Below are 23,114 nucleotides of genomic sequence, written 5' to 3' on the forward strand. Positions count from 1 at the left end.
CAACGGGTACGACTGGCACCGGCACAAGCGGTACAAGCGGTACGACTGGCACGGGTACAAGCGGTACAAGCGGTACGACTGGCACGGGTACAAGCGGTACCAGCGGTACGACTGGCACAGGTACCAGCGGTACGACTGGCACGGGTACAAGCGGTACCAGCGGTACGACTGGCACGGGTACAAGCGGTACCAGCGGTACGACTGGCACGGGTACAAGCGGTACCAGCGGTACGACTGGCACGGGTACAACGGGTACCACTGGCACGGGTACAACGGGTACCACTGGTACAACCGGTACGACATCGGCGCCGGCTGATACTAGTTCTGGAGTTTTGAGTTCTCAGCAGGATCGCCCCAACAATTTCGGGTGGCTGGGTGCTTTGGGCGCGTTTGGTTTGATCAACTTGTTTCGGAAAGGCGGTACACCCTCGGCTGACTAGTTCGGGCGATTCCTCCTCGGGATAGCTTCCCTTCACTTACTCTTGAAAACTTACAGGCTTAGAAATTCATGACTTCACTAAATCGCAAAAGTTTGTTCAAACAATTGGTTACTGTTGCCGGAATTGCCGGCGTTAGTTCCTTGATAGCTGTGCCGGGATTCGCACAATTAAACCGCCAGACTCACGGCTTCAACCAGTCGGGCGATCGGGTTTTTGATCTTGCTGATAACGCTACCGACGATCGTACTGCTCCACGCTCTCCTGCTACCGATCCCAGCAACAACAATCCCGGCCGTTCTCCCAACACTCCAACTACTCCCAGCAACAACAATCCTGGCCGTTCTCCCAACAGTCCAACTACTCCCAGCAACAACAATCCCGGCCGTTCTCCCAACAGTCCAGCAGGTGGCGAAACTTCGCCGAATTCTCTCAGCAGCAGAGACAGAACCTTTGTCATGCAAGCAGGTCAACTTAGTATGATGGAAGTGGAGCTCGGCAGATTGGCAGTGCAGCGCGGTTCTAGTGCTGGTGTGAAACAGTACGGGCAAGAAATGGTTGAGGAACACACTCGGGCAAATCAAGAACTGATGCAGTTAGCAATGCAAAAGCAGGTTGAATTGCCAACCGAGATGAGTACCCAGAACACAGCTATGATCGATCGACTTTCGGGACTCTCCGGTAGAAGTTTTGACACTGCTTACAAGCAGGCTATGATTGACAGCCACAATCAGGCTATTGCTCTGTTTCAGGCACAATCTCAACAGGGACAAGATCCCCAGTTGAAGGCTTGGGCTACCCAGAAGTTGCCGAACCTTCAGGCGCACTTGGAAATGGTTAACCAAATGTTGGCAGATACCAGCCAGCCATAATATGAAGTAGAGTTCGATCGCCTAAAACCCGATCGAACTCTACCTCTTGTGCTCGGAGAGGGAACACTAATAATAAATTCTTTTAAACGCTATAATTGTTGAGAACAATGGAAGATTTTCTCCGCAACTTGTTGGGCAGCAATATTACAGTGACGTGGCTGTTGTTAATCGTAGGGTTTTGCTGGCTTGCTTACATACCCGGCCGCCTGAGAAATTAAAAATTATCACTTACAAGCTCCAAATTAAGTAGGTAGGCGTAAATAAATCTTAGCGTGCAACAGACCTATTCTAGGGTGCCTCAGAGCCTGAGATTTTCTACGGTATTTCATGCGATCTCTGTGAGGCACTCTACAAATTAGTCTAAATTAATCATTTTTTAACACAGAGGCGTTCGATCGCCCGATCGCGGAAACAAGCAAGTGCGATCGGGCGATCGAACTTCACGGCAGATTTATTCAAACAATACAAAATTAATTAGTCCTCAGTTTCCACAAAAACACTCACAGCCGCCACAGCGATTAGCATTTCATCATTTTTATCATTCAGAGAGGCGATCGCCCTTCCTGGCACAATCATGCCCCCTTGCTCCACAATCAGAGTTTTGCTGCCAAAAGGGAGCACCGCCAACACCTCCTGGGCGCGCACTTGTTCCGGGTAAGGAACGGCCACCTTAACCTCAACAATCATCTGATTGGGGTCGCTCAAACCTGCCACTTCCCAGACGCCCAGCAAAGCATTGTGGGCGATCGCATTCCGTACAGCCCTTGCACAGGCTACAGTCGGTTCCTGCCCGTGCTGGTCTATACCCATCCCCATTTCAATGATGAAACATTTACGTGCCATAGTTGCCCCTTAGTTGATTTTTGTTTGTAGTCGTTAGCGAAGCCCTCGAAGAGGATCGCACTTTTTCCCAAAACAATTATCAACCAAACAGACCGCTCTTGATATTATTTTATAAATTGATATAACAAGATAATAATCCCAATTAAAAAAAACAATGCAACTCGGCGCGATCCAAACTTATATCGAATCAGTCATTTCCAATTCTTCAATTCTTTAATGTAAAATCTAAAATGGTATAACTTATGGTAATATAACCAAATTCACCATTCCTCGCGGACTCATTACTCATCTCCAGCTTGAATCATGGATAGTTTTCTGCCAATTGCCTACTTTCAAAACCAATTTCTCCCATTTACCGACGCCAAAATTTCCATAGCCACCCACGCACTGCACTACGGAACCGGAGTTTTAGGCGGGTTGCGGGGAATTCCCGACCCCCAAAATGCCGATCGAATCTTGCTATTTAGATTAGAGCGCCACTGTCAAAGATTAAGTCAAAGTGCCAGCTTCCTGCACTGTGATTTTCCCGCCAGCAAAATCCAACAAATAATCATTGATTTTGTCAAGAAAAACCAGCCAACAAAATCATTTTATATCCGCCCTTTTATCTACACATCCAGTTTAGGAATTGCCCCCAGACTGCACAACGTAGACACAGACTTTTTTGTCTACGGATTAGAACTTTCAGACTATTTGCCCAAAGAAGGAGTCAACTGTAGAATTAGCTCTTGGTACCGCCAAGAAGACCGCAGTTTGCCCTTAAGAGGTAAAATTAGCGGCGCCTACATCACCTCAGCTTTAGCCAAAACCGAAGCAGTAGAATCCGGCTTCGACGAAGCAATTATGATGAACACTCAGGGAAAAGTCAGCGAAGCTTCAGGAATGAACATATTTGTCGCCAGAAACGGTAAATTAGTTACTCCCGGTTTCGAGCAAGATATTCTCGAAGGAATTACCAGAGACAGCGTAATCACAATCGCCCGAGACTTAGGAATTGAAGTCATAGAAAGACCAGTTGACAAATCAGAATTGTTAATTGCAGACGAGATTTTCCTCTGCGGAACCGCAGCCAAAATTACCCCAATTAAGCGAGTGGAAAACTATCACTTGCCGCAAAACAGACCCATCACCGAAAAGATTTTGGACAAACTGACGGAGATTATCGAAAATCGCGACAGCAATTATAAAGAATGGGTATTTCCGATTAATCTTAATTAACCGAAAATACCTGTGCTCGCAGAAGCGAGTTCCCTCGTTACCAGGCTCTGCCTGGTAAAGCAGATCAGGAGCCTCTGCCTCCACATTTCAAGGCAGCCATTCGAGGCAGAGCCTCTGAATATCGGTTCCCAGGCCGAGCCTAAGAACCAGTTGTTGTGGAGCAGGCATCTTGCCTGCTTCCTGCTAGGAACTACCCGCACAAAACAGCCGCGTGATGGCGAATGTGATCCTCCATAAAACTGGCGATCAAATAATAGCTGTGATCGTAACCTTCCTGCATCCTTAAAGTTAGTGGCTGTCCCGCTTTTGCACAAGCTGCCCCGAACACTTCCGGCAATAACTGCCCGTCAGTAAGAAACGAATCAGCCGTGCCGCAGTCAATCAGAATCGGACGGTTGTATTGCGCTGCAATCACTAATTCGCTAGCATCCCAAGCCCTCCAAATCTCTTTGTCGCTGCCGAGGTAGTTTGCAAAAGCTTTTTGTCCCCAAGGGCAGCTCATTGGCGCGGAAATAGGCGCAAAAGCGGAAACTGAAAGATAGCGAAATCCATTTTTCAAAGCACAAATTAAAGCCCCGTGTCCGCCCATCGAATGACCGAAAATTCCCTGTTTTTCCGGTAGCGCTGGAAAATTTTCGGCGATTAAATTCGGTAATTCATCAACCACATAACTGTACATTCGATAGTGAGCATTCCAAGGTGCGGCTGTCGCATCAACATAAAAACCCGCACCACTTCCTAAATCCCAATCGTCATCTTCCCCAGGAATACCAGTATTGCGCGGGCTAGTGTCGGGCGCAACCAGCATTAACCCGTATTTTGCCGCCAATTGTTGCGCCCCCGCTTTTGCCATAAAGTTCTCTTCTGTGCAGGTTAAACCTGATAGAAAATACAAAACTGGTACGGGTTGAGATAAAGCTTGCGGCGGCTGATAAACAGCGAATTTCATCTCGCTGTTGCAGGTTGAGGATTGATGGCTGTAAAATCTGAGTTTGCCACCGAAACTTTTATGTTCTTTTTGCAGTTTTAGGGATTTTGATATCATATTAATTCTATTTCATTGGTGAATGATTTTTTTTTATTAACCGCAGAGGGCGCAGAGGACGCAGAGGAAGATAGAAGAGAGAAGTTATGTTGGGTGCAGTCGTGTACCTTACGCCTATAGGTAGCGCGTAAAACCACTTTTTCCGTAAGTCCTATCTTCCTTCTTCCCTCTTCCCTCTTCCTTCTCCTTCAAAAAGTCAAAACTGTGCGAATTGATTCACCTTTGTGCATCAAATCAAAAGCTTCATTAATTTTGTCGATCGGCATTACCTGAGTTACCAGACTGTCAATATCAATTTTACCGTCCATGTACCAATCAACAATCTTAGGAACATCAGTTCTGCCTTTGGCGCCGCCAAAAGCCGTGCCTTTCCAAACCCTGCCAGTTACTAGCTGAAACGGGCGGGTGCTAATTTCTTGACCGGCTCCGGCTACCCCGACAATTACGCTCACGCCCCAACCTTTGTGGCAGCATTCCAAAGCTTGTCGCATCACATTAATGTTGCCGATACATTCAAAACTGTAATCAGCTCCGCCTTTGGTTAAATCTACCAAATAAGGCACTAAATCGCCTTCCACTTCGCGGGGATTGACAAAGTGAGTCATGCCGAATTTTTGGGCCATCTCTCGCTTATCGGGATTCAAGTCTACGCCGACAATCATGTTAGCTCCCACCATGCGAGCCGCTTGAATTACATTCAAACCCACGCCGCCCAAACCGAAAACTACAACATTAGAACCAGGCTCTACTTTCGCAGTATTTATGACAGCGCCGATGCCAGTTGTTACGCCGCACCCGATCAAACAAACTTTATCAAAAGGAGCATCTTCGCGAATTTTTGCTACTGCAATTTCCGGCAATACTGTATAATTAGCGAAGGTAGAAGTTCCCATGTAATGGTAAAGTTTTTGCCCGTCTATGGAAAACCTGCTCGTGCCGTCGGGCATCACTCCCTGGCCTTGAGTCACACGAATTGCTTGACAGAGATTTGTTTTGCGGCTCAAACAATATTCGCAGTTGCGACATTCGGGAATGTAGAGAGGAATTACCCGATCGCCCACTTTGACGCTCGTTACTCCCGCCCCAACTTCTGCGACAATCCCGGCTCCCTCGTGGCCTAAAATAGTAGGAAACAAACCTTCGGGATCGGCGCCGGAAAGAGTGTAAGCGTCAGTGTGACAAACACCGGTGGCTTTAATTTCCACCAACACCTCTCCCGCCCTCGGCCCATCTAGGTCAACCGTTTCAATGCTCAAAGGTTTGTCGGCACTGCGAGCAACTGCTGCTTTTACTTTCATGCTTTCCCCCTACGATCTATTTGTCAATTGACCCGTCAAGATGTATTGTATTACTTAATGTCAAAATTAAGCAAATTAATGACAAAATTAATTGTAATTACCGGAGTCAGTCGCGGTCTTGGTCTTGCCATGACCGAAAAATTTATTGAATTGGGACATACAGTTTTGGGATGCGCCCGTTCTTCCGAAGCAGTGGAAAAGCTCAAACAAAAATATAGTACGCCCCACCATTTTACTTGTTTGGATGTCGCCAACGACGAGCAAGTAAAAGCTTGGGCAACAGAACTGCTGGCAAATTACTCGCCGCCAGATTTTCTGATTAATAACGCAGCTTTAGCCAACAATCTCGCGCCTCTTTGGAAGGTTAGTAACGAAGAATTTTCGCAGCTAATTGATGTTAACATTAAAGGTACAGCTAATGTAATTCGCCACTTTGTCCCGGCAATGATTGCTCGAAAAAGCGGCATAATTGTCAACTTTAGTTCTCCTTGGGGAAGGTCAACTTCGCCGGAAGTCGCGCCCTATTGCGCTTCTAAGTGGGCCATAGAAGGACTTACGCAATCCCTCGCTCAAGAATTGCCCGAAGGTATGGCAGCGGTTCCTTTGAGTCCGGGGATAATCCACACAGATATGCTGGAAATTTGTTTCGGCGAAGATGCGGTAAATTACCCCTCTGCCAAAGCATGGGTGCAAAAAGCAGCTCCTTTTTTACTGAACTTGAAACCTTCAGATAACGGAATGTCGCTGAGTGTTCCTGAATAAACTGAGGCGCATCTAAATTTTATAGTCAAGTTTGTGATGAAAATCTTGTGGGGTGGGTGTCGCGCCCGCCCGAAAAATACAACTTCTATGCGGAACAGGTTAATATAGCAACCCTTGCAGGATTTGCCAACATCTCTCTTTTCTTCTCCTCTGCGCCCTCAGCGCTCTCTGCGGTTCAGAAAAAAAAATCTCAAAAATCAAATAAAATTGCTATATTCCCAACTCAATACTCTTTCCCCAAATAGCCACAGTGAACTCGCCGCTAACCTCACCCTCGCAAACCGAAACCCGCAAAGCAGACCACCTGCGGATCTGCCTCGAAGAAGACGTACAATTTCGCGAAACTACCAGCGGACTCGAACGCTACCGTTTTGCTCACTGCTGTTTGCCAGAACTCGATCGCACCGAAATCGATTTAACCTCCACATTTCTCGGCAAAAAATTAGCCGTTCCCCTGCTAATTTCCTCAATGACCGGTGGCACAGAATTAGCCCAGACAATCAATTATCGCCTCGCCGATGTCGCTCAAGAATACAAACTGGCAATGGGAGTCGGTTCCCAGCGAATCGCCGTAGAAAATCCTCAACTGGCGCCTACATTTGCCGTCCGGCGCCGCGCTCCAGATATTCTGCTATTTGCCAATATCGGAGCGGTTCAATTAAACTACAATTACGGTTTGGAAGAGTGCCAAAAAATTATTGATATTCTCGAAGCAGATGCCCTAATTTTGCACCTCAATCCCCTGCAAGAGTGCATTCAAACCGAAGGCGATACTAACTTTAAAGGACTGCTAGATAAAATTGCCAAATTGTGCGATAAATTACCAATACCAGTTATTGCGAAAGAAGTCGGCAACGGTATTTCAGGAAACATGGCCAAGAAATTGGTCGCCGCCGGGGTAGCTGCGATCGACATTGCCGGAGCAGGAGGCACTTCTTGGGCCAAAATAGAAGGAGAGCGAGCTAAAGATGGCAAGCAGCGCAGGTTAGGCGCAACCTTTGCCGACTGGGGAATACCGACAGCCGAGTGCATTGTCAGCACCCGCGCCGTAGCGCCGGATGTTCCCCTGATTGCCTCTGGAGGCTTGCAAAACGGGTTAGATGCAGCGAAGGCGATCGCCCTTGGCGCGGATATTGCGGGACTGGCGCGGCCGTTTCTGCAAGCTGCAGCGGAATCGGAATCAGCAGCAGCCCTCCTAGCTGAGGTGTTAATTGCAGAAATCGCCACAGTCATGTTCTGTACGGGCTGCGCTAACTTGGATGAGTTAAAACATTCTGGGGTTTTGGAAAGGTTAAGATAAAAGTGAGTCAGCAGTCAGTTGACAGTTGACAGTTGACAGTTGACAGTTGACACCTTGTCAGCCAGCGACTTGTCCGAAGAGCTTAGCCGAAGCAAGTTGAAGGGTTGACAGTTGTCAGTTGTCATAAAAGCTTTTGCCTGAATCTTTGATTAATAGGTCAACCGCATATGCTGGGCAGATAAACACAGATAAACGCATATAATTTCAAGAGAATAAATTGTCTGAACTTTATTGTCAACTGTCAACTGTCAACTGTCAACTGTCAACTGTCAACTGTCAACTGTCAACTGTCAACTGACTAATTATCTAATGAAAGATTTCCTAAAATATACCTGTGCAAGTTTGCTGGGAACCTTCCTAGGATTGTTGCTGCTAGGCAGCATCGGATTGGGGGGACTGGTACTGCTAATTGCTGTCGCGGCATCGTCGTCTAAAGATTCGGGCCCGCAAGTTAAAGATAAGTCTGTATTGGTATTAGACCTTTCTTTAAATATCACTGACAGCAAACCGAGCCTTAGCACTAGCGCGGCGATTGAAGAAGTGCTTTCGGACGATGCCGCCGGTGCTGTGACGCTGCGGACTGTTTTAGACTCGATCGAATCTGCGAAAAAAGACCCGAAAATCGTTGGCATTTATCTCGAAGGCAGCTCAAGTTCCAGCAGCAGCGGGTTTGCCAATCTCAAAGAAGTTCGATCGGCATTACAGAGTTTCCGAGATGCCAAAAAACCCATTTTTGCTTACCAAATGGACTGGAATGAGCGAGATTATTACCTCGGTTCAGTTGCCAATACAATTGCTGTCAATCCTTACGGATCTGTAGAAATCAACGGTTTTAGCAGTCAGGCAATGTTTTTCACCGGTGCTTTGGAGAAATACGGCCTGGGAGTACAAGTGACTCGCGTCGGCAAATACAAGTCAGCAGTTGAGCCGTTTTTGCTCACAAAAATGAGTCCCGAAAATCGCCAGCAAACTCAAAAGTTGCTCGGAGATATGTGGGGAGAATACCTGACAACTGTCGGACCAAACCGCAAAGTGACCGTTCCACAACTGCAAGCGGTTGCAGAGAAGGGCGGAATTTTGATGGCTGACGAAGCTCTCAAAAGCAAGTTAGTTGATAAAGTTGTATACTTTGACGAAATTGCGACGGAACTTAAAAAACTCACAGGAACCGATCGCGAAAACAAATCTTTCAAGCAAATTAGTTTGAAAAACTACGCGAGAGTTGCTGAGAATACAAAATCCACTCGCGCTAAGAAGAAAAACCAAATTGCTATACTTTACGCCGAGGGAGAAATTGTAGACGGCGAAGGGGGCCCGACTGAAGTAGGAGGCGATCGCATCGCTCAAGAAATGCGGAAAATCCGAGAAGATGACGACGTAAAAGCAGTAGTTTTGCGCGTCAACAGTCCCGGAGGCAGCGCGACAGCGGCCGAAGTCATTGGGCGCGAAGTGATGCTGACGGGGAAAAAGAAACCAGTTATCGTTTCCATGGGCAATTTAGCAGCATCCGGCGGCTATTGGATTTCGATGGGTTCCAACCGCATTTTTGCCGAACCCAATACGATTACTGGTTCCATCGGCGTTTTTGGAATGCTGTTCAATGCCGAAAAGTTGGCTGCTAACAACGGCCTGACTTGGGACATTGTGAAAACCGCCCGCTTTGCGGATATTAACACGGTTTCCCGCCCGAAAAATCCTCAAGAATTGGCGAATATTCAGAGGATAGTCGATCGCATTTACGATCGATTTATTACTAAAGTCGCCGACTCCCGCAAACTGCCAAAAAACAAGGTACAAGAAATTGCTCAAGGCAGGGTTTGGTCTGGTACAGCCGCGAAACAGTTGGGTTTAGTCGATGAAATTGGCGGGCTTGAAGATGCTGTCGCAGAGGCGGCGAAGCAAGCTAAACTCGGCGACGATTGGCAATTGGAAGAATATCCAAAACGCCGCAGTTTCGAGGAGAAAATTTTGGCAAGACTTTCAGGCGTTCGCGTTTTGAAACCCGCCACCAAACTCGACCCGCTGACTGCTGAAGTGAAGAAAATGCAGGAGGAATTGGCTGTGATCAAGTCGATGAACGACCCGCAAGGGATTTATGTTCGCTTGCCTTTCAATTTGCGGATTGATTAATTCATTGATACCCAATCCGGGATTTTTACCTCTTTATTCTTCAGTCCCCCTCTGTTAGGAGGAAAGTTTGACTATTGAGCGGTTTCAACCGCCGAGTCTGATCGGGGTTTTTAAGGCGGATTTGGTATGAGTAGGCTGCCTGGGCCTACAAACAAATGATAAACCCGGTTTCTTGAAGAAACCGGGTTTCTGAATACCCTAAAAGTCGATCGGCTCGGTATTGGCAATATTTGTTATGCAGCACGCTGAGTTAACAATCCCCAGACGAAAAGTACCACGAGCGCACCTACGACGGCTAAAGCTATGCTCCATAAATTAACTCCTGCGACAACAGGCCCCCCTATCCGCAAGGCGTCAGCTAGAAAACCTCCCACTACGGCGCCCACAATTCCTAAGCCTGTTGTGGCTAGAAAACCGCCACCTTGGTGTCCCGGATAAATGGCTTTGGCGATCGCACCGGCAATCAGTCCTAAAACGATCCAAGCAATAATTCCCATTTCTTTTTCTCCTGAATGCTTAACTTTCTTAGTGCCTTGTCTTATGTTCTTAGAATAACAACCCCGATCCGGCCCTTACCTCTACCGTAGGGAGGAACCGAAAGAGGTAGGATTTCTCATTAATCGTCCGAGTTTGAAGCTTCTTAATCTCTCAAAAGAGTTAACCCACTTTTTCTAGAGAAGAAAGGTACTTATGCTCAAAGCAAAAGGGAAATAGGAGAATTTTTTCTGGGACTTTGTGTGTTTTGCTGGTTAAAAAAATTACAATATTTCTGTGAAATGAGGAAAGTTTGCGCCCGATGGATCTGACTCTGTGCATGATTGTGAAGAATGAAGAGGCAACACTGTCGCGGACTTTGGACAGCGTTAAGGGTGTGGTTGACGAAATGGTGGTGGTGGATACGGGATCGCGCGATCGCACTCGTGAAATTGCCCGAGAATTCGGGGCGAGGGTTTATGACTTTGAATGGTGCGACGACTTCGCAGCGGCGCGCAACGAGTGTCTGAAGCACGCCCAGGGCGACTGGATTTTGGTGTTGGATGCCGATGAGGTTTTGGTACCGGAGATTGTACCTCAAATAAAGCAGGCAATTGGGAGCGATCGGCTGCTGCTAATCAATCTCATCCGTCAAGAAATCGGTGCCTCTCAATCTCCCTATTCCCTAGTGTCGCGCTTGTTTCGTAATCGCCTCGATATCCGCTTTTCTCGCCCTTACCACGCAATGGTAGACGACAGCGTGGCTGAGATTTTGCACAGGGAACCAACATGGAAAATAGCTTCTCTCCCCGATGTGGCGATTTGGCACTCTGGTTATCAAAAAGATGCGATCGCAGCAAAAGGTAAATTCCACAAAGCTCAAGCAGCAATGGAACGCTATATCGCTTATTATCCAAACGATGCTTATGCTTGTAGCAAATTAGGCGCTTTGTATGTAGAAACCGGGCAAATTAGCCGGGGAATTAACTTATTAACCAAGGGCTTGACTGCTGCGAAAAATGAGGATTCTATTGTTTACGAACTCAACTATCATTTGGGAATTGCTTATAGCCAGCAGCAGCAATTTGTTAAAGCAAAAGAACACTATCAAGCGGCAATTAATACAGATGTGTTCCCGGCTCTCAAGTTGGGCGCTTACAATAATTTGGGCAATTTGCTCAAAGATGAAGGAGATTTGAAATCTGCTGAAAAAGCTTACAAAGCAGCTTTAAAAATTGACCCCTATTTTGGAGTAGGTCACTACAATTTAGGACTTACCCTGAAGGCAGCCGGAAATTTAGCAGATGCGATCGCCTATTACCGACAAGCCATTAAAATAGATCCAGAACACGCCGAAGCTCATCAAAACTTGGCAGTAGCCCTGCTGAAAATTGGCAAAATGCCAGAAAGTTTAGCAGAATTCAAAAGAGCGATCGCCCTTCACGAACAGCGCCGCCCATTTGAAGCAGAACGTCTGCGCCGGGGACTGCAAGAAATGGGTTTAATCTAAACTTGCATATCTACTTTCTCGTTACCAAGTAATTTGTAGGGGCAATCCCCGATGGTTGCCCCTCGATCCCCAAGGGGTAGGCACTCTTGGCACTACCCTACACATTCTGGCAATTACCAGCAAAATCAAGCAATTATCTCTACTTTGCCGCTATCCAAATCGTAGCGAGCCCCAACAACTTTAAGTTTGCCCGCTTTGACTGCTTCTGCTAAAATAGGCGACGAGGATTCTAACTTATTTACATTCATTTTCACATTACCTCGGACTGCGTTATCCCAGGCATCGCCCCCTTGATTTTTTGTGGCATCAACTGCCGGTTTAATCGCCGCCACCAAAGTGCTAATGTGACCCGGCACAGCTTTGCCCTCTAAAGCTGCTTTAACAGCACCGCAGCGTTCGTGACCCAGAATTACTAATAGCGGAACGCCTAATTCTAAGGTGGCATATTCTATATTACCGAGAACCACATCGTCGAGAAAATTTCCAGCTACTCGGATATCAAATAAATCCCCCAATCCTTGGTCGAAAATAATTTCCGGAGCAACCCGCGAATCAGAACAACCCAGGATGGTTGCAAACGGATGTTGACCCTTTGCTACTTCTACAACTCGCGATAGAGCTTGGTCGGGAAATGTCCGTTTTTGCTGAATGTAGCGTTGATTCCCCTCCATCAATTTCTGGAGAGCACCGTCGGGAGTAATGTCAGAGATTGCCTCTGCATTTGCGGCTTGGGCTTGTAAAAGCGTAGGTGCAAAGCTTGCCGCCAGCATCCCTGCACCAGCCCTCAACATTAAATTGCGTCGCGAAATCATGCCTGTTCTTTCGCTTTCAGTCATAAAAAAACTCCGTAAGTGTGAAACGAGGGTCCCAAAGAGTACCCGCCCGGTAAATGACCCTTCGGCTACGCGGTTCCTGAGGGTAGTCGAAGGGCAGGGCATCGCGCGGGCGGTTGCAACCGCCGTGAATCTTTCCATTACACGGGGATTGCTAGAAAAGGTCTAATCAATGTACTGCACTTTCACTCTTGACAATTATCATGGAGAATGGAGCAACCCGCTCACGCATAATGTTTGCTCTTTCGAGCCTCTATCAGAGGGGTGATATTAGCTTGCGCCCTAGTTTACGGCCGGTACTATATTTAGAAAACTGATTTAACCCAATAAATCTGTTCAATCCTAAATTTCGCGATTCCAGGAACTAGCTTCGTACTCCTTGGTAGGTCTTTAAAATCTTAGCGTTAAAGTAGTACCCAGGTACGCATGACTGTCAACTCGGGTTTAAGTCAAAGGCCTTAAGCGAGCGTATGTTTAGACCAGAATCGTTGACTGCTTGCAACTCGGTTCAATTGTTTATATTTTATAGCATAATATCTACCCGAAGCTCAGTCAGACTTCTTTATTTTTTCTTTACAAGCAGCTTGGACAAAATTTAAACTTCAGAAAACTGGCTCCTTGTTATTTCATAAAGCGAACTGCGGTCATCCTTTTGGCTGCCGAGGATGCTAGAATCTATCTAAAACGACAATTATTTATAAATAAATCGAAATGTCTTACGTCGCCAGCATTCATATCTATCCGGTCAAGTCCCTAGATGGCATAGCTGTCAGTCAAGCAACTATTCTTGCCAGCGGAGCTCTAGAAGGCGATCGCTCTTTGGCAATCTGCGATGAAGCAGGAGAATTTGTTAACACTAAGGGCAACAACGGAGTTCATTTTCTGCGCTTATCATTTGATATCAAAAAGAGAATTGCCGGCCTGAAAATTCAAGACACCGAACAAGAATTTTTTTTTCATGTAGATAAAGAACGCCCGCGAATAGAATCTTGGTTGAGCAACTACTTCGGTTTCCCCGTCAAGTTAATTGAAAACTTGCTCACAGGTTTTCCCCAGGATACCGCTGCACCAGGGCCAAGCATTATCAGTACCGAAACAATTGGCGAAGTTGCATCTTGGTTTCCGAGAGTTTGCGTTAACGAGATGCGCCATCGCTTGCGAGCTAATATTGAAATAGGAGATGTCCCCGCTTTTTGGGAAGACCAACTTTTCCCACAAGCTGATGAAATTGTCAGGTTTAAAATAGGGACTGTAATATTTGAAGGTATTAATCCCGGTCAGCCGTGTCTCCTATCTACGCGAAATTATGCAGCGAAAGAAACTTATTCAAATTTTAAAAATATACTAAGATCCAAGCAGAAGCAAATCATGCCTGACTTGGTAAAGAGAGGGCATTTTAATCACTTTAGTCGGCTGATAGTTAAGACGCGAGTGCCACCTCAAGCAGCAGAAAAAATAGTACACATAGGAGACGAAGTTCAAATTCTGGGCGTCAGCAAATCCCTATTTAATAGCTGGTAAAAGTATAGTCATTTATTGCATGACATGGAAGGCGTTAAGTCCCTCCCCCTTCACTTTTACTTTGAGCGGATTGACCCGCCTCGGCTGAACTACGCAGCTCTCTATCCCATTGCTAAACGCATTTGGGATTGCTTTTCTGAGGATATTGTAAGCTCCATTAACATCAGAGTTGATTAATTGACCGACCGATGTTTTGTACAAACCTCTCTTGATTCGCTTACCGCTAAATGCGACATCATTAGCGCCAGTATGCCCGTATAAAGGAATCGGGTCTAGATTCAGGAAGTTGGACTTCGAGGTATAAGACTCTTCTTGCACAATCACTTTAATCCCAACCAATTGAGCTTTATATTCCAGCATTTCAATCAATCGAGTGTGAGGAATGCTGACAAAGTTTTGATTGGTTTGCTTTCCTAAATCAATCTCGTTTTTCCATTGTGCATTCTTGCCGATTACTAACGTCCCAATTTGTCCGACGGTCAAAATATCGACTATTAGCCGACTGGTATGATGCAAATAATTATCAACTTTTTGGTTGCGACAGCGAGTTAAGCGCTGAATACGGGGTGAAGTTTTGTGACTTCCTTTTAACTGAGACTGCAACCGTGAAGAGCGTTTGTTGTAGAACTGGTTGAGCGATTTCAACGGACGCCCGTTAATCAACAGAGGGACAAAACCCGGTTGATTTGAAGTTAGCGCCACCAAATTATTCAGTCCTAAATCAATACTAGCTACAGAATTGTCGTTACTGACGGTGGACTCCGCTTCATCATAAATCACCTCAATCACATACGAATCACATTTGGGAACCAATCTAACTTGGCAAATCCGCTCGGGTTCGATCTTGGTTTTGATTGAGAGATTAGTTCCCGAAAGCTTAATAATTCCTTTCTTCAATTGCGTACTACTAATTGCCTGAATCGTATAAACGAGAACATTTCGACCCTTGACTTTATCTTTGTACTTCGGTAGTTTCGGGCGACCAGTAAACTTAGAGGAATCAGATTTGTAAGCTTTAATCGCTTCAAAAAATGATTTCCAATTCTTGTCCAATATCATCAATATTTGCTGGCTAACCTTAGCAGGCAAAGCCTTGTACGCTTGATGAGATTTCATCAAACGGTTCATCTCATTGTAGTTGATGTAACCCCATCCATAAGTAAAACTCTGACGGATGACGTAGTTAGCGGCATTGTAAAGATTCTTGGATTTAAAGGCTAATTCGTCAATCTTAGCGAAACGGTGTTCCGTAGATTTAATAATGTGCCTTTCTGCTAGTTGCATTTAAGGTTTTCATCCTTTAATTCATGTGTTTTTACTCGACTACTATGATAATATGATACTACTATTGTTTATTGTTGCTTACAAAGTTAACGAAGTTTCACAATACGGCTGGAATTGTCGCTTCGATCGCATTCCTCCCACCACTGACGAGCATCGCGAGTACGATCGCTCTACAGTGGGGGCATTCTGCTGTTTCAGGTGAAGAAGTTCGGCAACGGATTCGCTTGGAGAGGATGTAACGCATTTAACGGAGGTCAGGAAGGAGGAAGGAGGAAGAGGGAAGATTAATTCCCCATTACCAATTCCCCATTACCCATTAGCAATGACTAATGACTAATGACTAATGACTAATGACTAATGACTAATGACTAATGACTAATGACTAATGACTATTCTTTGACTCGCACGTCGATGACACTGGCGTTGAAAATGTACTTTTTACCTTCCAGCTCTAGCGTAGTACCAATTTTGACTTTCGTATTCCCTAAAACCGGGCCATTTTCAGTAAGTTGACCTTTTCCCTCTAAGGTAAACATCATATTTTTGCTGAAGGATTCTTCTTCTCTGGGATCGGGGAGAGCTTTCAGAGTGCCGTTGGGCTGAGGAACTGCTAGGGTTCTGGTGAGAGTTTTGACAGATTTGATGGTAATCTGACCGGAGGGTTGATTGCGGATTACCACATTGATTTTATCACCGGCTTTGAACAAATCTTGAACATTTGTGCCTTTGAGACCGATCGCAATTGCATCAATCTCTACAGGTTTGACACTGGTGCCGACTTGGGCGACGGAACCGCCAGAAGTGCCGGGAAAGAAGAAGATTCCGACTGCAACTAGCAGTACGATCAGAGCGGCACCTACGTCTAGGATGCTGAGTTTGCCGAACAGCCGGCCTTGAGAATCCAAAATTTTCATAAATCGCTTAATTAACTGATAGCGACAGGAGTATGTTTACAAGCTCAGGACTTACGCAGACATTGATGAAAAACAGATGCTGCCAAAGATCCGCTACCGCTGGCAATGACATACGTGATTGATGGGTAAGTCCTGAAGCTAAAAGATATTACCACAACGATCGCCCAAAATCCGCATGACTTGGGCTCTTAAAGCAGAAGGCAGTTGACGGCGGCTGGTTGGCCCCGGGCCCTGTCGCCCGGAAGCTGGCGGGGCGGTTAAAAATGGGGAAAAAGCTAGAATAGCAACTAAGCAGCCTCAAATTGCGTCTGCCTATTTAGTGACTTTTCGAGTTTTTCCTAAAATTTTCTCTAACTTCTCCCACGTATCAATCATGTTAAAAAGTTTTTGGTTGACTTGCCGGCGTACCGGAGGCCGGGGGATTTATCTGTTTCTGTCGCTGGTTGTGGCTGCGGGTATCTGGGTGGTTTCCCCGGCAGCGACTCAAGCATTTTCTTTGCCTGAACTGATTTTTCGGGGCATTCAAGTTATTCAATTGTCGAATATGTCCGATAGCCAAGAGGTGACTATTGGCCGACAAATTAATCAGCAGTTGGCCAACAGCGAGTTTAACATTGACCGCGATCGCGCCACTACACTATATATCAACCGCATCGGTCAGCGACTGGCGAAAGATTGCACTCGCCCGAATATTCCTTATACTTTTCAAGTGATTGACGACGACACTATTAATGCTTTTGCGACAATGGGCGGTTTTGTTTATGTGAATAAAGGTTTGATGGCGGCGGCGGACAATGAGGCCGAATTGGCAAGTGTGATCGCCCACGAAATCGCTCACATTAGTGCTCGCCACGCGATTCAACAAATGCGTCAAATGGCAATCGCCAGTGGTGTAGCTTCGGCGACAGGGCTCGATCGATCTCAGGCGGTTCAGATTGGGGTGGAATTGGCTTTGCGACGCCCCCACAGTCGCCAAGCTGAGTATGAGGCGGATCGGTTGGGATTAGAAACTATGGGGCGATCGGGCTACGCTCAATCTGGGATGGTTGATTTTATGAAAAAATTGCTCAACCAGCCTTCTCCTCCGAGCATTTTGAGCACTCACCCGGCTACTGCCGATCGCATTGCTGCTCTCGAGCAGGCGATAGATCCGGATCTCGAAAGCGGTGAAGGTTTAAATAACGCGGCTTACAGGCTAGAAATCCGCAGGCTTTTGGGATCGTAGCAATTTTAAATCAGTCAGGCGCTCTCTTGTCTTATCTTCTCTTTTCTTACTTCGCGATCTTCGCCTCGAAAGCGGTTCGTTAAAAAATAAATCCAGTTAGTAGGGTGCCACGGAAGCAAGTCAATTTCGATTTTATCGCTCGGACTTAAACTGACGCACCCTACAACTACAAATTGATTTAACGCTCCTGTGGAAAAACAGGGTTGAGCGCAGATTTGGGGGGTGCAATCTGCTGCTGCTTCAATGGTCTGACAACTTCGTCAAGCGGCAAAATTCGGACTTGATGGTTAAATACATTTACTTGATAAACTCTGCGGTAGCTGAGGTCAAGTCCTGTCAGCCAGCCGCTTTTGTGATGATAAGCACCCGTGTCAATATCCAACCACCCTTGCCCCCTGACTAATTCCCCGGGTCTGACGCCCTCAAACGTAAAAGTGATCGTGTGACCCGCAATAATTAATTTATTGGGAAAATAGGGTTTCGATATGGTGTGAAATTCCTTGCGAATCCAACAGAGTTGTTCGCTCGACTGCTTGTCAATTGGCATATGGGGGTGGACGCCGGCGTGAACCAGCCAAATGTCCCCTAAGTCCCGGTGGGTGGGGAGCGTTCGCAGCCACTCTAAGTGTTTGTACGGCATCATCCCTGTATCTCTGTAACTCGCTACTGTGGCATCGCCCCCGCTGTACAGCCAAGATTGCCACGCTTGCATATCCATCGGCACCCCCGACAAAGCCTCCAGCATCAGTTGTTCATGGTTGCCCAGCAGAGTTTGGTAGGGGCTTTGCTGGACAAAATCTAATACTTGAGCACTTTTGGGGCCACGATCGATTAAGTCTCCCAAAAAATAGACGCGATCGTCCGAGCTGGGGGCAAGTGCCTCTAGCAGGGTCATTAAGCCGTCGTGATGCCCGTGTACGTCCCCGATAACAATGCGCCGGTGCTCCATTGTGTTTATCCGCTTCCCTGAATCAAAAGGCAAATTTTTAGCTTATAGCATCTGATGTTGCTGCTATTTGCCACCCCTCTTTTGCGGTGGAGAGGTGTAACCCATTATACTGCTTTATATAAAGATTCTGTAAAGCTCACTACTATCTGTTTGCGTACTTAGTGATAGAAAAACAGGCAAGCTGTTAATTGTGGTTCTGCAACTGCTGTTACTGAGCCAAAGCTTTGAGTGATTTCACGCTGTAGGATGCTTCAGCGATTAGCCGATGGATTAAGTCGAAAATAATCCTAGCTGACGCACCCTACTATACGATCGAGCCTCTTCGACTGTTACTGAGTCAAAGCTTTGAGGAATGTCTGGAGCTCTGCCAAAAAACCTTTCTTTTTGAGAGGTTTTGCAGGTGTGGTGGAGTCAGGATCGGCGCTTGGGAGAGAAGCAGCTAAAATCCGCTCTAAATCGTCTCCGACAGGTTTTTGGGCTGTTTCAGAAATTAGTTCGTATTCGTTGTTTTTTTCTAGCCAGACTTGCCAGGATTGGGGGTAGCAGCGGAATAAAGCTGCAGTGTCTAGGGGTCTGATGTAGTAGCAGGATTCGATTTTGCTGAGGAATCGATCGCGCAGTTGGCGGCCCGCATAGCCTATGCCTATGGTAGCAACATCTTCGAGGCGCGGGTTGAGTAGAATTACTGGGCGACCTGCCGCAGCTATGTAAAGTTTTTCGACTTGGGCCACTTCTACAGCCGCCGGGTTTACCAGCAGGAACAGTTCGTCTTCCGGTGCTATTTTATCTTCAACAGGAGTGCGACTGCTGCCCAAATCAGTGACTTTAAACGGTGTTTCTCCCCAGTCGCGGCGGGCGAGGGCTGCAGCACCGGTGTCTGGAAAAAAGACTTTGACTCCGGGGTAGATTTCCTCAAATTCTGGGAGGAATTGTTCGGTGATAGACTGTGCTTGCAGTGCGATTTCTGGAAATACTAATTCGACTTGCAGTAGAGTTTTGCCGTCCGAGAGGGCTGCGGCGGTTGCAATGCGCGATTGGGCGATCGCGTCGTTGAGATCCTTGGGCAGTTCTGTCATTAATCTTATTGTTTTTACTCGGCTTCTCTCAATCCAATTTTACCTGAGATATTGCACCATTCTCAATTACCTGTTTAGGAACAGGCAAGATGCCTGTTCCACAAGAAAATTCACTCTTTGTGGAACAGGCCGGAAAGCCTGTTCTTGAGCAGGGTGCAAGATGTAATTTTTACCGCATTAAGCAACAAAAGCTAACACTGACACAGGCGAGCCGGAACAGGCTTTCCGGCTTCACAAGAAAATTCACTCTTTGTGGAACAGGCCGGAAAGCCTGTTCTTGAGCAGGGTGCAAGATGTAAGTTTTACCGCATCAAGCCACAAAAGCTAACACCGACACAGGCGAGCCAGAACCTCCCAAAATGCGCAATATTCCGATAACTAAAGTGATGTCAGCCGCAGGTAAAAAGTCTAGATTTGCCAGATTTTCCAGAACTATTCGCTGCTTTTCCAATACCAGTTTGTTAACCGCAAAACTTTCATCTTGCCCGGTATCTACTCCGTGAGTGTCGGTTCCAACTCCGGCGATAGAGCGTTCTTCTAGCAAAAATTGAGTTGCTGCTTTGCCAAATCCGGGAAAGTGGCAAATCCCGCCATCGTCTCGGTTAAAAAATGCTTCCTCGTTATCCCATTTTTCTTGCCAGCCCGTATACAATAAAACTAGATTTCCCGGTTCTATAAGTTTGTGCTGCCGTTCCCAAGTCAATATATCATCAATTGTTAAAGTGTAGTCGGGATTGGCAAGGCTTTGCTCTCGGATGTCGATCGCAATTGCAGGGGAAACTAGGGACTGCGGCGAATAACTATCAATGCTGGCGCCTCCTGCATAAAAGCTGTTGGGTGCGTTGATGTGAGTGCCGCTGTGTTCTCCCATTGAGAATTTTCGCAGGAAATAGCCGTTTTTTTCTATTTGAGAGACTGTGGCAATTTCTGTGGCTGGATCTCCGTGCCAGATCGGAATATTTGGGTGGATTGAATGGGTTAAGTCTACAATTTGGCTGTAGGCGATCGTTTTTAACTTATTTGAGTTAAAGTTGTTTGTCATCAGGTAAAATATATCTCTTATTTATTAAACAAGTTGATTTGTTGACCTTCTGCTATCTAAATCAAAAATCAAAAAGCTAAAATTTAAAATTCGCTTAGTCGATCGAGCGTTGCTTCCATCACATCCTTTGTTTGCCCGGAAACAGTATACACCAAAGCTTCTCGATAAACTCTCCCGGCCGGGTGAACAATACCGTTAGCAGCACCGCTAGAAACTGCAACCGCAGCGTGCCCGCAACGCACCGCTAAATCAATGGCTTGAGCTCGCAAGGCTAATTGTTCTGCTTTCGAGCTATGTTGAGATTGTTGGAAATTCTCTTTTAGCCGATCGAGCTTTTGCTCTAGTTTTTGGCAAGCCGCCACTATAAAAGGTGAATTTTTAGCAGCCGCCGCTGCTGCAATTACATCCAATCCCGCTCGAATACAGCCAAAAGTAGCCGGAACAAAATTTAGTATATTTTTGCTGTCGTTTTCCGAAATCCACCCGACAGGTTTAACCGAAATTATTTCCGATTCATGCAGCCACCAATTATCGAGAGTTGCTGTCACAGTATTAGTCGAGTTCATGGCGATTAATTGCCTGATGTCGCTGAATGTTATTTTACCATGTTCGCGTTCAATATTAACAAAAGGTAGCAAACCGAAAACAGCCCGATCGTCAGGAAGTACCGCAGCTACAATAAACTTTTGAAACAAGCCAAAACCTGTTATCCAAGGAACTTTTCCTGACAGTAAATAGCCATCTTTTGCGGGAGTGGCGGTGACTGCCGGATTGCCCGATCGCCTCAAATGCGAAAACCCAACACCCAAGCGTAACTCTTTTTGGGCGATCGCGGGCAAGTATCTGCTTTTTAGCATTTCATTGTCGCTGTTGGCAAGCATGGAAGTTGCGCTGTGGTGCTGAGTTTGCAGAAAACACAAAGCGCCGGAATATCGAGCCGTCAATTCCTGATATTGGTAAAAAATCTCCGGTGCAATTTCGGCGCCGCCCGATTTTTGGGGAACTCGCAACGCTAAGAGCGATCGATCTTCCAATCCCGCAAGTGCTGTTTTCAGCGCTTCCGAGTCGCTGTCGATAATTTCCGCCTGGGGTGCAACGCACTTTTGTAGGTAATTTTCTGTGCTGTTGAGAATATCTTGGTAATCCATTTTTTATAATTATTTTATAGTGATTTTTACCATTATTTCGTAAAGTTTCATACCCCACGCATAGGTAGCTAGAAACCTGGTTTCTACAAGTTTTGCGACGAGTCACGATAAATCTACGAATAAATCGGGTTGCTGAGGTCATTTTATAGTTAGTTTTATTCAAACTTCTGTGGGGTGGGCCGAAAATTCCGCCCCTAAACTAAGTATTTAAATACTGCTCGCAATTTCTAACTAACAGTAGAGCCCGCACTGTGCACCGTATATTTGAATGCGGCACGCAACTTCTAACTTACGAATAATATATTATAAAATAGACAAAAAAAACAGCAAACACCTATACTAAATATAAGAAATAGATTCAACAGCAATGAAAACTCAACTCGATCGCCTAAAAAAGTTTTTAGGTATCCTGTGTGCGATCGCCTCAATAACAGTCTTATTCCACTCGACCATACCGACTGTAGACGGCGCAGTTTTTGCACAGGAAGGCTCAACTATACCCGGACAAACCACCCTAGCTTTTGCACCCAACATACCGGGCGGCGGATTAGACTTTCACGAAGCAGCAGGAGGACACACTTTAGAGAGACACGTTGGCAAAACAGAAGCACAACTAGCACAGCGACTCGCAAGCGAAACGAGAATTTCTGCCGCATCTTCCTTTACTAACCGTTCCGTCGCCGAAGTGGCTATTGCCGAAGCAATGAACAGAAATCAAAATGCGATCGACTCCTGGGTGAAAAGTCGCGGCAATCGTTATACGATCGACTACAACGCCAACAGAATAATTGGCATTACTCTGCGTCGTCGCGCCTCCAAAGCAACTTCAGCATCTCGCCTGAGAATCGTCCTCCAGCGCAGCGCCAAATTACCTCCCGGATACTTTATTCTCACAGCCTATCCCGAATGATAAATCAATTTCCTCATTTAACCCAATTTTTCAGTTCCTACTTTCACCAAGACTGGCCGCTAGAAGCTGACATTCCCAGTGATGTAGTGAACAACTACCGCAGCAGCGAACCGCCCGCAAGTGTTGAAGCTGCATCGCAAGAACTCAGCAAACTGCTAGAAATGCCGATCGCCCCAGCCGACTTAGAAGCATTCATCCTCAATGAATTAGGGTGTTACTACGACCCCAAATCCGAAAATCAAACAGTCAGAGAATGGTTGGAATCCGTGCAAAAGTCTTTGACAAATCCCAGCTAAACTCTATATATAGCAATCCTAAATCAT

Annotated in this window: 22 protein-coding genes and 1 pseudogene; 12 read left to right on the forward strand and 11 right to left on the reverse strand. The window is 46.2% G+C overall.

Annotated elements, in window-relative coordinates:
- Nucleotides 1–440 (forward strand): annotated as a pseudogene (locus ACUVJL_RS04155) (hypothetical protein); the annotation flags it as partial.
- 68 nt (nt 441–508) lie between these two features.
- Nucleotides 509–1,309, forward strand: coding sequence for a DUF4142 domain-containing protein (locus ACUVJL_RS04160; protein WP_445244693.1), 801 nt, complete (start codon nt 509–511; stop codon nt 1,307–1,309).
- A 474-nt stretch (nt 1,310–1,783) separates the two neighbouring features.
- Here the strand turns inward: ACUVJL_RS04160 and ACUVJL_RS04165 are convergent, their stop codons facing one another.
- Nucleotides 1,784–2,152: a Lin0512 family protein gene (locus ACUVJL_RS04165; RefSeq protein WP_445244694.1), complete on the reverse strand. Its 369-nt coding sequence runs from the start codon at nt 2,150–2,152 to the stop codon at nt 1,784–1,786.
- A 303-nt stretch (nt 2,153–2,455) separates the two neighbouring features.
- Between ACUVJL_RS04165 and ACUVJL_RS04170 the strand changes: the two genes are divergently transcribed.
- A complete protein-coding gene (locus ACUVJL_RS04170; RefSeq protein ID WP_445244695.1) occupies nt 2,456–3,370 on the forward strand; it encodes a branched-chain amino acid transaminase in 915 nt (304 codons plus the stop codon).
- Between the two features lie 190 nt (nt 3,371–3,560).
- On the opposite strand, the gene fghA is transcribed toward ACUVJL_RS04170, so the two are convergent.
- Both fghA and ACUVJL_RS04180 read right to left on the reverse strand, forming a co-directional pair.
- Nucleotides 3,561–4,415 (reverse strand): S-formylglutathione hydrolase, encoded by an 855-nt coding sequence (gene fghA, locus ACUVJL_RS04175; RefSeq protein WP_445244696.1) that lies wholly within the window; start codon nt 4,413–4,415, stop codon nt 3,561–3,563.
- A 188-nt stretch (nt 4,416–4,603) separates the two neighbouring features.
- On the reverse strand, nt 4,604–5,713 hold the full coding sequence (locus ACUVJL_RS04180) for an S-(hydroxymethyl)glutathione dehydrogenase/class III alcohol dehydrogenase (protein ID WP_445244697.1): 1,110 nt from the start codon (nt 5,711–5,713) through the stop codon (nt 4,604–4,606).
- 78 nt (nt 5,714–5,791) lie between these two features.
- On the opposite strand from ACUVJL_RS04180, the gene ACUVJL_RS04185 reads away from it, so the two are divergent.
- From ACUVJL_RS04185 to sppA, 3 genes are all read left to right on the forward strand, one after another.
- Nucleotides 5,792–6,475 (forward strand): SDR family oxidoreductase, encoded by a 684-nt coding sequence (locus ACUVJL_RS04185; RefSeq protein ID WP_445244698.1) that lies wholly within the window; start codon nt 5,792–5,794, stop codon nt 6,473–6,475.
- Nucleotides 6,476–6,725: 250 nt separating this feature from the next.
- The gene (fni, locus tag ACUVJL_RS04190; protein ID WP_445244699.1) at nt 6,726–7,775 is read left to right on the forward strand and encodes a type 2 isopentenyl-diphosphate Delta-isomerase; all 1,050 of its coding nucleotides are present in this window, start codon (nt 6,726–6,728) and stop codon (nt 7,773–7,775) included.
- A 309-nt stretch (nt 7,776–8,084) separates the two neighbouring features.
- Entirely contained in the window at nt 8,085–9,905 is a 1,821-nt protein-coding gene (sppA, locus tag ACUVJL_RS04195) for a signal peptide peptidase SppA (protein ID WP_445244700.1), read from the forward strand.
- Nucleotides 9,906–10,138: 233 nt separating this feature from the next.
- On the opposite strand, the gene ACUVJL_RS04200 is transcribed toward sppA, so the two are convergent.
- A complete protein-coding gene (locus tag ACUVJL_RS04200) occupies nt 10,139–10,402 on the reverse strand; it encodes a GlsB/YeaQ/YmgE family stress response membrane protein (protein WP_445244701.1) in 264 nt (87 codons plus the stop codon).
- Between the two features lie 299 nt (nt 10,403–10,701).
- On the opposite strand from ACUVJL_RS04200, the gene ACUVJL_RS04205 reads away from it, so the two are divergent.
- Nucleotides 10,702–11,889, forward strand: coding sequence for a tetratricopeptide repeat protein (locus ACUVJL_RS04205; protein WP_445244702.1), 1,188 nt, complete (start codon nt 10,702–10,704; stop codon nt 11,887–11,889).
- Between the two features lie 125 nt (nt 11,890–12,014).
- On the opposite strand, the gene ACUVJL_RS04210 is transcribed toward ACUVJL_RS04205, so the two are convergent.
- Nucleotides 12,015–12,725 (reverse strand): carbonic anhydrase, encoded by a 711-nt coding sequence (locus tag ACUVJL_RS04210; RefSeq protein ID WP_445244703.1) that lies wholly within the window; start codon nt 12,723–12,725, stop codon nt 12,015–12,017.
- A 708-nt stretch (nt 12,726–13,433) separates the two neighbouring features.
- Here ACUVJL_RS04210 and ACUVJL_RS04215 point away from each other — a divergent pair.
- The gene (locus ACUVJL_RS04215; protein ID WP_445244704.1) at nt 13,434–14,243 is read left to right on the forward strand and encodes an MOSC domain-containing protein; all 810 of its coding nucleotides are present in this window, start codon (nt 13,434–13,436) and stop codon (nt 14,241–14,243) included.
- Nucleotides 14,244–14,255: 12 nt separating this feature from the next.
- On the opposite strand, the gene ACUVJL_RS04220 is transcribed toward ACUVJL_RS04215, so the two are convergent.
- Nucleotides 14,256–15,527, reverse strand: coding sequence for an RNA-guided endonuclease InsQ/TnpB family protein (locus ACUVJL_RS04220; protein WP_445244705.1), 1,272 nt, complete (start codon nt 15,525–15,527; stop codon nt 14,256–14,258).
- Between the two features lie 52 nt (nt 15,528–15,579).
- Between ACUVJL_RS04220 and ACUVJL_RS04225 the strand changes: the two genes are divergently transcribed.
- Entirely contained in the window at nt 15,580–15,729 is a 150-nt protein-coding gene (locus ACUVJL_RS04225; RefSeq protein ID WP_445244706.1) for a hypothetical protein, read from the forward strand.
- Nucleotides 15,730–15,916: 187 nt separating this feature from the next.
- Here the strand turns inward: ACUVJL_RS04225 and ACUVJL_RS04230 are convergent, their stop codons facing one another.
- Nucleotides 15,917–16,441, reverse strand: a complete 525-nt coding sequence (locus tag ACUVJL_RS04230; RefSeq protein WP_445244707.1) for a DUF4330 domain-containing protein — start codon at nt 16,439–16,441, stop codon at nt 15,917–15,919.
- A gap of 373 nt (nt 16,442–16,814) precedes the next feature.
- Between ACUVJL_RS04230 and ACUVJL_RS04235 the strand changes: the two genes are divergently transcribed.
- On the forward strand, nt 16,815–17,666 hold the full coding sequence (locus ACUVJL_RS04235) for a M48 family metallopeptidase (protein ID WP_445244708.1): 852 nt from the start codon (nt 16,815–16,817) through the stop codon (nt 17,664–17,666).
- Nucleotides 17,667–17,844: 178 nt separating this feature from the next.
- On the opposite strand, the gene ACUVJL_RS04240 is transcribed toward ACUVJL_RS04235, so the two are convergent.
- From ACUVJL_RS04240 to ACUVJL_RS04255, 4 genes are all read right to left on the reverse strand, one after another.
- On the reverse strand, nt 17,845–18,615 hold the full coding sequence (locus tag ACUVJL_RS04240; protein ID WP_445244709.1) for a metallophosphoesterase family protein: 771 nt from the start codon (nt 18,613–18,615) through the stop codon (nt 17,845–17,847).
- Nucleotides 18,616–18,944: 329 nt separating this feature from the next.
- Nucleotides 18,945–19,691, reverse strand: a complete 747-nt coding sequence (locus ACUVJL_RS04245) for a DUF1995 family protein (RefSeq protein ID WP_445244710.1) — start codon at nt 19,689–19,691, stop codon at nt 18,945–18,947.
- Nucleotides 19,692–20,001: 310 nt separating this feature from the next.
- Nucleotides 20,002–20,733 (reverse strand): cyclase family protein, encoded by a 732-nt coding sequence (locus ACUVJL_RS04250; protein WP_445244711.1) that lies wholly within the window; start codon nt 20,731–20,733, stop codon nt 20,002–20,004.
- Nucleotides 20,734–20,816: 83 nt separating this feature from the next.
- A complete protein-coding gene (locus ACUVJL_RS04255; RefSeq protein ID WP_445244712.1) occupies nt 20,817–21,881 on the reverse strand; it encodes an acyl-CoA dehydrogenase family protein in 1,065 nt (354 codons plus the stop codon).
- Nucleotides 21,882–22,248: 367 nt separating this feature from the next.
- On the opposite strand from ACUVJL_RS04255, the gene ACUVJL_RS04260 reads away from it, so the two are divergent.
- Nucleotides 22,249–22,791, forward strand: coding sequence for an RNase A-like domain-containing protein (locus tag ACUVJL_RS04260; RefSeq protein ID WP_445244713.1), 543 nt, complete (start codon nt 22,249–22,251; stop codon nt 22,789–22,791).
- Entirely contained in the window at nt 22,788–23,087 is a 300-nt protein-coding gene (locus tag ACUVJL_RS04265) for a contact-dependent growth inhibition system immunity protein (RefSeq protein ID WP_445244714.1), read from the forward strand. Before ACUVJL_RS04260 ends, ACUVJL_RS04265 begins: the two co-directional genes overlap by 4 nt.
- The last annotated feature ends 27 nt before the right edge of the window (nt 23,088–23,114 follow it).

This window comes from Microcoleus sp. OTE_8_concoct_300 (assembly GCF_031383065.1).
GTDB lineage: Bacteria > Cyanobacteriota > Cyanobacteriia > Cyanobacteriales > Microcoleaceae > Microcoleus.

What these genes read in the sequence shown, in the direction of transcription:
- ACUVJL_RS04255 (WP_445244712.1), bottom strand. Translation starts at nt 21,881, where the DNA reads ATGGATTACCAAGATATTCTCAACAGCACAGAAAATTACCTACAAAAG.
- ACUVJL_RS04215 (WP_445244704.1), top strand. Translation starts at nt 13,434, where the DNA reads ATGTCTTACGTCGCCAGCATTCATATCTATCCGGTCAAGTCCCTAGAT.
- ACUVJL_RS04225 (WP_445244706.1), top strand. Translation starts at nt 15,580, where the DNA reads ATGATACTACTATTGTTTATTGTTGCTTACAAAGTTAACGAAGTTTCA.
- ACUVJL_RS04205 (WP_445244702.1), top strand. Translation starts at nt 10,702, where the DNA reads ATGGATCTGACTCTGTGCATGATTGTGAAGAATGAAGAGGCAACACTG.
- fghA (WP_445244696.1), bottom strand. Translation starts at nt 4,415, where the DNA reads ATGATATCAAAATCCCTAAAACTGCAAAAAGAACATAAAAGTTTCGGT.
- ACUVJL_RS04210 (WP_445244703.1), bottom strand. Translation starts at nt 12,725, where the DNA reads ATGACTGAAAGCGAAAGAACAGGCATGATTTCGCGACGCAATTTAATG.
- ACUVJL_RS04170 (WP_445244695.1), top strand. Translation starts at nt 2,456, where the DNA reads ATGGATAGTTTTCTGCCAATTGCCTACTTTCAAAACCAATTTCTCCCA.
- ACUVJL_RS04240 (WP_445244709.1), bottom strand. Translation starts at nt 18,615, where the DNA reads ATGGAGCACCGGCGCATTGTTATCGGGGACGTACACGGGCATCACGAC.
- ACUVJL_RS04245 (WP_445244710.1), bottom strand. Translation starts at nt 19,691, where the DNA reads ATGACAGAACTGCCCAAGGATCTCAACGACGCGATCGCCCAATCGCGC.
- ACUVJL_RS04250 (WP_445244711.1), bottom strand. Translation starts at nt 20,733, where the DNA reads ATGACAAACAACTTTAACTCAAATAAGTTAAAAACGATCGCCTACAGC.
- ACUVJL_RS04265 (WP_445244714.1), top strand. Translation starts at nt 22,788, where the DNA reads ATGATAAATCAATTTCCTCATTTAACCCAATTTTTCAGTTCCTACTTT.
- ACUVJL_RS04180 (WP_445244697.1), bottom strand. Translation starts at nt 5,713, where the DNA reads ATGAAAGTAAAAGCAGCAGTTGCTCGCAGTGCCGACAAACCTTTGAGC.
- ACUVJL_RS04220 (WP_445244705.1), bottom strand. Translation starts at nt 15,527, where the DNA reads ATGCAACTAGCAGAAAGGCACATTATTAAATCTACGGAACACCGTTTC.
- sppA (WP_445244700.1), top strand. Translation starts at nt 8,085, where the DNA reads ATGAAAGATTTCCTAAAATATACCTGTGCAAGTTTGCTGGGAACCTTC.
- ACUVJL_RS04185 (WP_445244698.1), top strand. Translation starts at nt 5,792, where the DNA reads ATGACAAAATTAATTGTAATTACCGGAGTCAGTCGCGGTCTTGGTCTT.
- ACUVJL_RS04235 (WP_445244708.1), top strand. Translation starts at nt 16,815, where the DNA reads ATGTTAAAAAGTTTTTGGTTGACTTGCCGGCGTACCGGAGGCCGGGGG.
- ACUVJL_RS04200 (WP_445244701.1), bottom strand. Translation starts at nt 10,402, where the DNA reads ATGGGAATTATTGCTTGGATCGTTTTAGGACTGATTGCCGGTGCGATC.
- ACUVJL_RS04260 (WP_445244713.1), top strand. Translation starts at nt 22,249, where the DNA reads ATGAAAACTCAACTCGATCGCCTAAAAAAGTTTTTAGGTATCCTGTGT.
- ACUVJL_RS04165 (WP_445244694.1), bottom strand. Translation starts at nt 2,152, where the DNA reads ATGGCACGTAAATGTTTCATCATTGAAATGGGGATGGGTATAGACCAG.
- ACUVJL_RS04230 (WP_445244707.1), bottom strand. Translation starts at nt 16,441, where the DNA reads ATGAAAATTTTGGATTCTCAAGGCCGGCTGTTCGGCAAACTCAGCATC.
- ACUVJL_RS04160 (WP_445244693.1), top strand. Translation starts at nt 509, where the DNA reads ATGACTTCACTAAATCGCAAAAGTTTGTTCAAACAATTGGTTACTGTT.